This is a genomic window from Comamonas terrae, assembly GCF_001544075.1.
Taxonomy (GTDB): Bacteria; Pseudomonadota; Gammaproteobacteria; order Burkholderiales; family Burkholderiaceae_C; genus Comamonas; species Comamonas terrae.
In genome coordinates this window covers 1-11434 of record NZ_BCNT01000030.1, presented here as the reverse complement: position 1 = coordinate 11434, position 11434 = coordinate 1, and the positions used below count along the sequence as shown (strand labels likewise).

At 63.2% G+C, this 11434-nt stretch carries 9 protein-coding genes; 2 read left to right on the top strand and 7 right to left on the bottom strand.

The annotated features are described in order from the left end of the window. Positions 1-193: 193 nt before the first annotated feature. From Cte04_RS21620 to Cte04_RS21595, 6 genes are all read right to left on the bottom strand, one after another. Positions 194-949 carry an aspartate/glutamate racemase family protein gene (locus Cte04_RS21620; RefSeq protein WP_066483895.1) on the bottom strand — a complete coding sequence of 252 codons (756 nt, stop codon included), beginning with the start codon at positions 947-949 and terminating at the stop codon, positions 194-196. 18 nt (positions 950-967) lie between these two features. Continuing rightward, positions 968-2503 carry an NCS1 family nucleobase:cation symporter-1 gene (locus tag Cte04_RS21615; RefSeq protein WP_066483894.1) on the bottom strand — a complete coding sequence of 512 codons (1536 nt, stop codon included), beginning with the start codon at positions 2501-2503 and terminating at the stop codon, positions 968-970. 625 nt (positions 2504-3128) lie between these two features. Next, the gene (locus tag Cte04_RS21610; protein WP_066483893.1) at positions 3129-4586 is read right to left on the bottom strand and encodes an NCS1 family nucleobase:cation symporter-1; all 1458 of its coding nucleotides are present in this window, start codon (positions 4584-4586) and stop codon (positions 3129-3131) included. Positions 4587-4765: 179 nt separating this feature from the next. Further along, complete coding sequence (locus Cte04_RS21605; RefSeq protein WP_174522958.1) at positions 4766-6679, bottom strand: potassium transporter Kup; 1914 nt, start codon at positions 6677-6679, stop codon at positions 4766-4768. A 234-nt stretch (positions 6680-6913) separates the two neighbouring features. Continuing rightward, positions 6914-7246 carry a four-helix bundle copper-binding protein gene (locus Cte04_RS21600; protein ID WP_066483892.1) on the bottom strand — a complete coding sequence of 111 codons (333 nt, stop codon included), beginning with the start codon at positions 7244-7246 and terminating at the stop codon, positions 6914-6916. A gap of 52 nt (positions 7247-7298) precedes the next feature. Then, entirely contained in the window at positions 7299-8138 is an 840-nt protein-coding gene (locus tag Cte04_RS21595) for an alpha/beta fold hydrolase (protein ID WP_066483891.1), read from the bottom strand. A gap of 394 nt (positions 8139-8532) precedes the next feature. Here Cte04_RS21595 and Cte04_RS21590 point away from each other — a divergent pair, with 394 nt between their 5' ends. Continuing rightward, positions 8533-8829, top strand: a complete 297-nt coding sequence (locus Cte04_RS21590) for an ElaB/YgaM/YqjD family protein (RefSeq protein ID WP_066483890.1) — start codon at positions 8533-8535, stop codon at positions 8827-8829. Positions 8830-8901: 72 nt separating this feature from the next. After that, positions 8902-9249, top strand: a complete 348-nt coding sequence (locus tag Cte04_RS21585; protein WP_157082235.1) for a PRC-barrel domain-containing protein — start codon at positions 8902-8904, stop codon at positions 9247-9249. Positions 9250-9406: 157 nt separating this feature from the next. On the opposite strand, the gene Cte04_RS21580 is transcribed toward Cte04_RS21585, so the two are convergent. Then, a complete protein-coding gene (locus Cte04_RS21580; RefSeq protein WP_066483888.1) occupies positions 9407-11263 on the bottom strand; it encodes a hypothetical protein in 1857 nt (618 codons plus the stop codon). Positions 11264-11434 lie beyond the last annotated feature (171 nt).

The following is an 11434-nucleotide window of genomic DNA, read 5'->3' as shown; positions in this document are numbered from 1 at the left end:
GGACTGCTTTTTCAAAGGGGCAGGAAATCTCGTCACCGCAATCTGCAACAGGGGCCGAAGAAGCAAGGTCCGGCCGCTCACTGCAAAGGTGCCCATCAAAGAAAATGCCAGCCGGCACCCCACCGACTGGCATTCACTTCTTCACAGGGCTGGCCTCCGGGAAGCCTGGGAGCTGGCTTTCCGGGAACAGGCCTTATTGCATCGAACCCGCCTTCAGCCAGCTGAAATCGGCGGCCAGCGGAAAGCCGGTCACGCGCTTGGTGCGCGGTGGCGCATAGGTACGGACCTTCGAAGTGGTCAGGCCCAGGCGCACCAGCGATTCCGCAATGGTCACGGCAGCGGCCACGCCATCGACCACCGGAACGCCGGTCTGTTCGCGGATCCTGGACTCCAGTTCGGCCATGCCGCCACAGCCCAGGCAAATGACTTCCGCGTGGTCCTTGCTGACGGCCAAGCCGGCCTGGCGGACGATGGCTTCCACGGCGCGCTCGGGCTCCGTTTCCAGCTCCAGCACGGCCATGCCGCTGGCGCGCACCGAGGCGCAGCGCTCGTCCAGGCCGGCAAGCTTGAGCCGGTCTTCGATCAGCGGCACGGCACGATCCAGCGTGGTGACCACCGAGTATTTGTGGCCCAGGAACATGGCCGCGGAAGCCGCTGCCTCGGTGATGTCCACCACGGGCACGTCCAGCAGTTCCTGCAGCCCCTCGCGGCCATGCTCGCCGTAGCCGGCCTGAATGACCGCATCGAAGGGCTGCTCGTAGCGCATCACGGCATCCATCACGCCGACGGCGGCGAGATAGCTTTCGAAGTTTCCCTCGACCGACTCTGCGCCAAAGCGCGGGGTCAAGGCGACGATCTCGGTGCCTGGCGCAGCGGCTTTCTGTGCCTGCATGCCGATGGCATGGGTCATGGTCTCGGTGGTGTTCACGTTCACGATCAGAATACGCATGGTGTCCGGTTCTCCTTGTCAGTGTTTGGCGGGGGCGACGGCAATGGCCTCGCCATCCTTGTCCTCATAGGTCAGGCCCTTGGGGGCGACCACCCAGTAAAACAGCGCGCCCAGTCCGGCAGCGATGAACCATGAGAACTGGGACAGCGACTGCAGCATCGGCAGGAAGGCGAAGAGCAGCGAGATCAGAGCCGAAGGGATCAGGGCCTGGATGGCCTTGGGGTTGACGCCGTTGCGGTAGTGATAGGGGCCGGCAGGGTCGTGGGTGTAAAGCGCGGGCACGTTCACGCGCTGCTTGCGGATCAGCCAGTAGTCGGCCATCACGATGCCGAACAGCGGGCCCAGGAAGGAGCCCAGTCCTCCCAGGAAGTAGACGATCACCACCGGCGAGTTGTAGAGATTCCACGGCAGAATCACGAAGCCGAGGGTGGCGCTGACCAGGGCTGCCCGGCGGAAATTCAGGTGCCTTGGCAGCAGGTTCGCCAACGCCAGGGCCGGGGCCACGAAATTGGCCATCAGGTTGACCGCGATGGTCAGGATCAGCAGCGACAGGCTGGCCAGCAGCAGCAATGGCTTGCTGGGAATCTTCTGGACGATGTCCGTCGGGCTGTGGATCAGCGTGCCGTCGATGGCCAGCTGGCCTCCGGTCAGGATGACCACGATCAGGCCGAAGATCAGCATGTTGATCGGGATGCCCCAGAAGTTGCCCTTCACCACGGCGCTGCGCGAAGTGGCGCCCCGCGTGAAATCGCAGAAATTCAGCACGAAGGTGCCGTAGATAGCCACCCACAGCGAAGCGGCTCCGAGGATCTGCAGCCACATGGCACGGCCGCCGCTCGCAAAGGGCGCAGACCAGTGCAGGCTCCAGTGGGCACTGTGCAGAATCCAGGCCGCCAGGGAGACAAACGTCAGCAGGATCACCGGACCGGCAAAGGCCTCGTACTTGCGGATGCTCTCCATGCCCCAGCAGGCGATCAGCACCTGCACCACCCACAGGATGGAAAAGCTGATCCAGCCCAGCAGCGGCAGGCCCAGCACGACCTGCTCCCTCAGCGACTGCAGCTCGGGAAACAGCGTGATCAGCATGACATCGAGCACCATGGACGCCAGATAGGTCTGGATGCCGAACCAGGCAATGGCCACTCCACCGCGTATCAGGGCGGGGATCTGCGCGCCGCGCGTACCGAAGCTGATGCGGCTCATGACCGGGAAAGGAATGCCGGTGCGGGTGCCCATGAAGCCCGACAGGGACAGCAGCACGAACAGGAAGGCGGCTCCCAGAAGCAGCGCCATCAGGATCTGGTGCCCCCCGAGGCCGAGCGTGAAAAGGCCGATGGCGAAGGAGTAATTGCCAAGGCTGTGCACATCGTTGGCCCAGAGGGTGAACAGGCTGTAGCTGCCCCAGGTACGGCCTTTCTGCGAAGTGGGGGCCAGGTCATGGTTGTACAGCGCAGGCGAAACCCCGGCCGGCAAGCTCTGTGCTCGCCTGGGGCTTTCTGCGGTTGCTCCCGAGGCGAACGATGCGTCGTGGGAGTCCAGTGCTAGATCTTTCATATGCCGCCTTCCATCAGGATGCCTTGTGCAAGCACCCTCGCCATGGCCTCGTTTCGGCTGAGCAAGGCCATGTTTGTCTACCGTTGGTCATGCTGCAAGCGGTATTCGCGGCCTGCAGCCCATGTTTTTGCTTCCGGGCAGAAGCTTTGAAGCCGGTGCTGTGAACCCGGATCCGCAGAGCTCTGCTGCGCGGTCTGAGAGAGCTGCATTGCCCAATTTGCACACATCACTGACATGCAAGCAATGTATACAAGACTGGAATGCAAAAACCTAGGAGGAACCCTGGTGCCCGGCGGGAGCGCAGCCTGTCCGGCCCCTTTCTCAAGGCGGGAGCAAGCAGGAACTCGACCGTCTTTTTTCAAGGAATGGCAAGGCTTTGCGAACCGCTGGCCACGGCAGCCATGCGGATTCCTTTTGTCTGCGTCACCACTGTTTTGCGCAAAGCAGTTCCCCGCTGAGGAACAGGCAGATTGGCGCGGGGAAGCCGCGGGGGGCGAGAAAACGATCCGGCAAAAAAGCGGCAGCCCGTGTGCGCGTGGCCCAGGCCGCAAGTCCGTGCAGTCAATGCGAGCAGGCCCACGGGCCTGCTCGGAATCACGCCCCGCTCAAGGCCTGCCGCAAGCCGTCAGCGGGCGCCTGCGGGCAGCGCCACCCTGGGCTGCACCAGGGAAAGCACGTAGTACACGACGCCGCCGATGAACACGCCGAAGAACCAGCCATAGGTTCCCCACCATGCCGGCAGCAGGCTGGTGAAATTGGGCAGGATGGTGGAGAAGATGGAACCCACAATCGTTGCCGCCAGGGCATTGATGTTCCAGCCGCCCTGGTAGCGGTATTCGCCCTCTTCCTGGTACAGCGCCTCCACGTTCACGCGGCCGCGGGCGATCAGGTAGTAATCGATCACGATGATGCCCAGCAAGGGGCCCATCGTCGCGCCGATGGCATTGACGAAATGCGCAGCGCTGCCGTCCCACGGAGCGAAGGGATAGAGCACCAGCGCAATGACCGCCGCGATATAGCCGCCACGCTTGAAGCTGATCTGCCGGGGAAAGACGTTGGAGATGTCAAAGGCCGACGAGACAAAGTTCGCCACCACATTGATGCCCAGCGTGGCCACGGCAAAGGTCATCGCGGCCAGCAGCGCCAGGAACCAGCTGTCGAACTTGGCCGAGATCTGCTCCGGATGCAGCAGCACCTCGCCGTAGACCTGGAAGGCTGCAATGGTCGTGATGCCGGCGACAAAGGAAAAGGCGATCAGATTCACCGGCAAGCCCCACAGATTGCCCTTGGTGACCGCGGCCCTGTCTCTGGCATAGCGCGAGAAATCGCAGAAATTCAGGTACAGCGCCGCGAAATAGGTAATCCATGTCGCGCCCACCGCCATCAGCGCCCAGAATGAGCCGGGCTCGCCGTTGACGCCGGCGTCCCTGGTCTTTTCCAGCAGCAGATCCATGGGGATGCCGTGCTCCAGCGAGAAATTGCCGGCCTTGACCACCAGCCCGATGGCGAGCACCAGCATGGCCAGCCATACCGCCGGCCCCGCCCAGTCCTGGAACTTGCGCACGGTTTCCATGCCGCGCTGGATGATCAGCAGCTGCAGCCCCCACATGATCAGGTAGCAGATCACCTCCAGCGAGGAGTGGCCCAGCATGTGCGAGCTCTGGTGGAAATGCAGCAGCGCATCGTTTCTGACCAGCAGGGCCACGAGCGCGCTGGACGCCGCAGCGGTCTGCGCGCCGTACCAGAAAATGGCCACGATGGCCCGGACGATGGCCGGCAGGTTGGCGCCCCAGATGCCGAACGAGGCCCGGGCCAGCACCGGATAGGGAACGCCGGTCTTCTCGCCGGCCCAGCCGATCAGGTTCATCAGCAGGAAGATGACCAGCGAGCTCAGGCCGATGGCCAGCAGGAAGTTGGCGAAGCTTCCGCACAGCAGGAACAGGCTGGCCGCCAGATAGTAGCCCCACAGGCTGTGCACATCCGAAGTCCAGACGTTGAAGATGCTGAACGGCCCCCAGTTGCGCTGGCGAGCCGGCGCCAGATCCTCGTTGTAGAGGGCGGGTGAAGGATTGCGCACTTCCATGTCTGACTCCTGTTCCCCGTGGGCGGGATCAGTGGCGCAGACAGAGCCCACCGCTACCGCCCCCGGAATGCTGCCGCTTCATGTGGTATACAAGATCGTAGTCAAGCAGGTATTCAAGATGCCAAGGAGTTTCCCCTAGCGGTCCCCCAATCTTGACAAGCCTTTCATCCAGGGATGATCTACAGCACCACTTGCGTGCCCAGCTCCACCACCTGGTTCGCGGGCAGCATGTAGTAGCTGGAAATGCTGGCAGCCTGCCGCGTCATCCAGCTAAAAATGGCGCAGCGCCAGGCGGACAGCCCCCCCGGGCCATCCACGATCTGGGCACGGGCGACAAAGAAACTGGTGATCATGGGGTCCAGATTGGGCATATCCCCCTCTTCGTCAGGTCTGATGAGCCGGAGCGCCGCCGGTATGTTCGGCCGTTCACGAAAGCCGAAATGCACGTCCAGGGTCCATACGCCGTTGCACAGCCGCCGCAGCTGAAGGCGCCGCTCATCCGGCACATACGGCGTGTTCTCGTTGACCACATGCAGGAACACGGTCTGCTCGTGCATGACCTTGAAGTGCTTGAGGTTGTGGAACAGCGCGCTGGGCACCAGCGTGGGGTCCGAAGTCAGGTACACGGCCGTGCCGGACACCACGGGCACGCCCGTCATCGGCGAGGCCAGCAGTTCGCTCATCGGAATGTCGAGGCGGCTGCGGTGCTCGGCCACCAGCTGCGTGCCGTCGCGCCACGTGGTGAGCGCAATGAAGATCAACGCGCCTATGGTCAGCGGGAACCAGCCGCCCTGCTCCAGCTTGGTGAGGTTGGAGCTGAAAAAGCCGACTTCCAGCACCGCAAAGCAGACCAGCGCCCCCAGGACCAGCCTGCGGTAGCGATGCCGGCCCACATAGACCACAAAGCCCACCAGCATGGTGGTGATGAGCATGGTGCCCGACACCGCAATGCCGTAGGCCGCAGCAAGCGCGCCCGACGACTCGAAGGCCAGCACCAGCGCAATCACGGCCAGCAGCATCAGCCAGTTCACGCTGGGCACATAGATCTGGCCCTGCTCCTCGTCCGATGTGTGCAGCACGCGCACGCGCGGCAGATAACCCAGGCGGCTGGCCTGCAAGGTCATCGAATAGGCGCCGGAAATCGTGGCCTGCGATGCGATCACCGTGGCAGCCGTCGCCAGCACCACAAAGGGCAGCAGCAGCGATGGCGAGGCCAGCAGGAAAAAGGGATTGCCAGCAGCCGCCGCATCGCGCAGCACCAGCGCTCCCTGGCCGAAGTAATTGATCATGAGACTCGGAAACACCAGCCCGAACCAGCCCAGCCGCACCGCCCGGCTGCCGAAATGGCCCATGTCGGCATACAGGGCTTCCGCGCCCGTCATGGCCAGGAAAACGGCAGAAAGCAGAAAAAAGGCCTTGTCCGTATGCTGTACCGCAAAGCGCAGCGCATGCAGCGGGTTGACCGCCTCCAGCACCATGGGCGTCTGCAGGATGCTCAGCACGCCCACCCAGGCCAGGCAGACAAACCACACGATGGTCACCGGCCCGAACAGCCGGCCCACCTTGCCCGTGCCCTTCATCTGTATGGAGAACAGCCCGATCAGAATGCCGATGGTGATCGGCACCACGAAGTGCTCGAAGTTGGGCGTGGCAATGCTCAGGCCTTCCACCGCCGAGAGCACGGAAATGGCGGGAGTGATGATGGCATCGCCATAGAACAGCGCTGCAGCAAACACGCCGGCGCCCACCACGAAGCGGGAGCGGCGCGTGCTGTCGCCCAGGGCGCGGTGGGCCAGTGCCGTCAGCGCCAGCACGCCGCCTTCGCCATCGTTGTCGTAGCTGAGCACCACCCAGACATACTTGATGGCCACCACGACGATCACGGCCCAGAACAATGCCGACAGCGCTGCCAGCACATTCTCCGGCGAGACCGCCAAGCCGCTGCTGCCGGCGAATGCCTCCTTGAAGGCGTATAGCGGGCTCGTCCCGATATCGCCGAAGACGACTCCCAGTGCCGCCAGCGTCAATGCCGACTGACTGCTGCCGTGGCCCGCGTTGCCCTCGCCCTGCAAGGCGTGATTGGTCTGCGACATAGCTGTGCTTCTTGCTGTTGTGACCGGCGATCAAGATACGCCGTTTTCAGCCAGTATGGCACAGCGCCGGCTGCCGTCCATGGCCGCTCATGGGTGCATGCACATGATTTCGGCACGCTGGAATGGCAGGGATATTGATAGCAGCAGTCGCTTACCCATCAAGGGCTGCAGCGCCAAAACAATGCAAATGGTTTCCGGCTGCGCCCTGCATCCACAGACAGTCGGATCGGGCCGCTAGCTGGTCATTGCCGCGCATGCCTGCGCGCAATCCCGGCAGGCCTGGGCGCAGCTCTTGCAATGGCTGTGGGCATGTCGGTCGCATTCATTGGCGCAGGCCAGGCATACCTCGCCGCAGAGCCGGCAGAAATGCCGAGCCATCTCGCTGTTGCGCGCCATGGCACCGGCCGCCAGCGTGCAGATGGCCGCGCAATCCACATCCAGCGACATGCAGCGGACCATCATCTGGATATCGCTTTCCTTCAGGCATTCGGCAAAGCAGGTATTGCAGGCGGCGGCACAGGTGTTGCAGGCATCGATGCAGGCCTGGTATTGGTGGGGGGAATTCATCGGGGGCTCCTTTCAGTCGGCAAAAGGCGGGATCGCGGCAGCTGCCCGGCATTTAGCGTGCCTTGAGGAAGTCGACCAGGGCCTTGTTGAACTCCCCGGCGTGGGAGAGATTGCAGCCATGCGGGCCGTTCTTGATGACATGCAGTTCGCTGCCCTTGATCTCTCTGTGCGTTCGTGCCCCGCTGGCTTTCAGCGGCACGATCTGGTCGCTGTCGCCGTGGATGACAAGCGCCGGGATATCGAATTTCTGCAGGTCCGACCGGAAATCCGTTCTGGAAAATGCGCCGATGCAGTCGAGCGTTCCCTTGGGGGAAGCAAAGGCCGCAATCGTTCTGGCGTACTCGCGCTGGGCCTCGCTCACCAGCAGCTTGCCCGTTGCATCGGAGAAGAATTTCTGGGTGAACTCTTCCAGAAAGACCAGGCGATCGAGCCGGACCGCATCTTCCTTGATCTGTATGTCCTCGTCGGTCACGGCGCCCTCGGGGTTATCCTTGGATTTGTAAAGACATGGCGTCACCGCTGCGGCAAAGATGGCGCAGCGGATGAACCTGGAACCATACAGGCCGATGTAGCGGGCCACTTCACCGCCGCCCATGGAAAAGCCCACCAGCGCAGCGTTTTCGAGCTTGAGCCCGGTGATCAGCTCATGGAGGTCCTGGGCAAAGGTGTTGTAGTCATAGCCGGTCCAGGGCTGCGACGAAGCGCCGAAGCCCCGGCGGTCATAGGTGATGACCCGGTAGCCAGCCTCGACCAAGGCCGGAATCTGGGGCTCCCAGGTGCGGGCGCTCAGCGGCCATCCATGGATGAGCACCACCGGCAGTCCTTCTCCGAAATCCTGGTAATGCAGCTGCACTGCTGGCGCATGGGGACGGGAAATCTCAATGTAGGGCACGGAATCTCCTTTCTGGTGCGTGATCGCCGCAAGTGATATCGGCTTGTCACGCAGCCAGTCTGGAGCGCACTGCCTGCATGGGGCTGTAGTCCATATGAGGCGCCCTGTTTGCTTCTGTCAGATAAGGCATCTTTTTGTGTCCCGGCTCTGAGGCGTGCAGGAGCGCCCTATCACTTTCCGGAACCAAGCTATGTGTCTCGCAACCGCAATGCATGCAAGGCATATGTCGTTTTCCGCTGCGTGCAGCCGCGCCTGTTTCGTGCGGGGAATCCATGGCCGGTCGCTGTAGCCGACGGTCACATTTTCCGCAGCACTGACGGGGCTTGGCCTACAAGCGCATCCAATTCAGGCACTTACGCTGAATCTCATCCCAAGCCAAAAGAAAGGTTGCAGCATGAGATTGAGAAAAAGTCCCGCTTCTGTCATTTCGAACGACCTGGGCCAGCTTCTGGACGATCTGCACGAGTTGCTGTCATCAAGGCAGAAAGACGCCGACTCCGCGCTCACCCAGCTGGGGGACAAGCTCGGCAGCACGCTGGACAAGGTGCGCAGCACTTCGTCGCAGGCCGTCGATCAATCCCGGGCGCTGGCACAGAACGCAGACGACTATGTGCACGACTCGCCCTGGAGAGCCATAGGCGGTGCACTGGCTGTCGGAGCCCTGCTCGGTTTCATGCTCAGCAGGCGCTGAGCGACGGCGCCCCGGAGCGCAGCTTCAGGCCGCCGCGGCATTTTCCAACACACACATTTCATGGAGGACCCTATGAATACAGCATCCAGCGTTATTTCCTCGTCGAAGGTCAACGGCACCGACGTCTACAATCCGGCGGGCGACAAGCTGGGCTCCATCGACACGCTGATGATCGACAAGCTGTCCGGCAAGGTACGCTATGCCGTCATGGAATTCGGCGGCTTCCTCGGGATCGGCACCGACCGCTATCCGCTGCCCTGGGACACGTTGAAATACGACACCGGCCTCGGGGGCTATGTGGTTTCGCTGACCAAGGAGCAGCTTGAAAAGGCGCCCAAATATGCACAGGACACCGTGCCTGAATACACCGAGGACTATGGCCGACGGGTCTATGACTACTACGGAGTTCCGTGGCTGTAAGGTGATCGCTGCGTGCAAGGCAATGCCCGGGTGGCATTCCTGAGCCAGGCAGTTTGAAAAAGCCCGGGCTTGGCATATGCCGGCCCGGGCTTTTTCAATGCAGCACGCTCACCTGTCTGCATTGCCTGTCTGCGTTGCGTGATGCCATGGTCTATCGCTACCAGGTCAGCGCATCGGCCAGCTGCTGCGCCCGCGCTTCCTGCTGCTGCGTGGCCACGGAAGCGCGCAGCAAGGTATGCGCACCGCCCTGTTCCACGATCCAGAATATGGCCCGCTTGATGGCCGGCTGGCCGTCAGAGGGCGCCAGATCGACGGTGCCTGCGGCCGTACCGGATGCGACCTCGAAAACCCATTTTTCACCCACGGGCCGCTGTGCATCGTCGCGCGTCCGGGGCGAATAGGACATCGTTCTCAGGGCGCCGGCCTGCAGGCGAAACTGCCGCTCCAGCACGGTGCGCAGCAGCTTTTCCCGTTGCTGCGGCGAGGCGGGCAGTTTCATGTCCACGGTCAGCCCCAATGTCTGCTCCGTAGCCAGGTCCCTATAAGTGAAGCGCGTGGAATCCCGGGGCTCCTGCAGATGGAAACCTGCCGCGCGCATGGGCAGCAGCCGGCCGGTCTGCTGGTTGCGCAGGGCAGCCTGCGGCATGGGCTGCACCACCCAGCGATATTCCAGGCCGCCTGCGTTGCGCAGGTACTGGCGCATGAGGCGCGCCGCATCCTCGTCACGTCCCTCGCGCGCGGCGATTTCGGCCGCGTATTGCAGGCTGTCCTCCTGCAACGAATCCAGGCTGGCATAGGGCCGGGCCTGCGCGGCCCTGTCCAGCGCTTGGCGGGCCGGGGCCATATCGCCGGCCTTGAAGGCGGCGATACCGATCACGGCGTTGAGGCTGGCGACTTCGGCCGGATAAATGGCATCGGGCAGTGCCGCAGCGGCCAGCCTGGCTGCGCGCGGCCAGTCGGCGTCATGCCGCCACGCGGCAGCAACTTCCCGCAGGCGCTGGGGCATCCCGACAGGCAGCTCGGGCGCCTGCGGCCAGCGCATGGCCTGCCACAACACCGGTAGTTGCTCGGCAGCGGCCTGGCGATCCTCCTCCAGCATCTCCAGCCGCACCCTCAAACGCCAGCTGCCGCGCATGGCCGCCCAGTGCTGGATGCGCAGGTCCTGGCTGCCGTACTTTTCCCGGGTGGTGTACTGGATCTGCAGCATGTCCCGAAAACCGAGGGCAGCCATCTGCTCGACCTGCCCGGACTGCCTGTCTTGCGTTCCGTCCGGGGACGGGCGTTCTTCTTGCAGAGTCTTTTGCCTGTCCTGCAAACCCATGCCCGCCAGCCGCTCGTCATGGCCGATCCTCAGGCGTGCAAGCACACGCCTGCCATCGGGCTTGACGTACAGATACTCGAAGCTCGCTCCGTCTTCGCGCGCCTTCGGCGGCTCCACCCGCACCAGTACCCAGCGGCCGGCCTTCAGGGGCAAGGTCATCTGTGCGGCCAGATAGTTGATGCGGCGGTGCTCCGCATCCCATTGCCACAGGCCGGGATACAGGCGGGCCTCGTCCCGCAGAGCCTGCAGGTAGCGGCTCAGGGCCGCCTCATCACCCACCATGACGGCTTCGATCAGGCCGCGCCGGACCAGCGCATCCATCTGCCCGGCGATGGGTCCGTCCTCATAGGTCCTGGCCAGCGCCAGCATCCGGTCCACCACCTCGATGACCTCGGCGTAGCGTCCCTGGTGATGCAACAGGGCAAACAGCAGCTCGGCCGCATCCATCTGCTCATAGGGATTGCCGACGGGCGTTGTCAGCTGCAGCAGCTTGCGCGCCTGGGCAATGGCATCGTCCCAGCGCTGCGCTCCGATGGCCTCGCTGACCGCTTCGCGCTGCCTGAAGAAAGGCGATTTTTCCTCCTGCCCTGCGCGGGAGGCGGAAACCGTCTGGGCGGCTTGGGCCGGCGCCTGGGACAGCAGCGCGGAAAGGGCAAGAGTGGCAAGCGGGAATGTCGTGCGCAGAAGAAACATGAAAAGTGGTATCGGCCGGGCCTGGGGGATCGAATGCCGGGCGAGTATAGGGATGCCTAGGCGAACGCCTGGTAGGAAAGCACGCCACAAAAAAAGAGCCGCAGTGGCGCGGCTCCTTTTTTACGACAGCGAACGGAACTCAGTCCACCAGGCCCGCGTACACGTGCTGCA

What these genes read in the sequence shown, in the direction of transcription:
- Cte04_RS21580 (WP_066483888.1), bottom strand. Translation starts at nt 11,263, where the DNA reads ATGTTTCTTCTGCGCACGACATTCCCGCTTGCCACTCTTGCCCTTTCC.
- Cte04_RS21585 (WP_157082235.1), top strand. Translation starts at nt 8,902, where the DNA reads ATGAATACAGCATCCAGCGTTATTTCCTCGTCGAAGGTCAACGGCACC.
- Cte04_RS21605 (WP_174522958.1), bottom strand. Translation starts at nt 6,679, where the DNA reads ATGTCGCAGACCAATCACGCCTTGCAGGGCGAGGGCAACGCGGGCCAC.
- Cte04_RS21590 (WP_066483890.1), top strand. Translation starts at nt 8,533, where the DNA reads ATGAGATTGAGAAAAAGTCCCGCTTCTGTCATTTCGAACGACCTGGGC.
- Cte04_RS21610 (WP_066483893.1), bottom strand. Translation starts at nt 4,586, where the DNA reads ATGGAAGTGCGCAATCCTTCACCCGCCCTCTACAACGAGGATCTGGCG.
- Cte04_RS21615 (WP_066483894.1), bottom strand. Translation starts at nt 2,503, where the DNA reads ATGAAAGATCTAGCACTGGACTCCCACGACGCATCGTTCGCCTCGGGA.
- Cte04_RS21600 (WP_066483892.1), bottom strand. Translation starts at nt 7,246, where the DNA reads ATGAATTCCCCCCACCAATACCAGGCCTGCATCGATGCCTGCAACACC.
- Cte04_RS21620 (WP_066483895.1), bottom strand. Translation starts at nt 949, where the DNA reads ATGCGTATTCTGATCGTGAACGTGAACACCACCGAGACCATGACCCAT.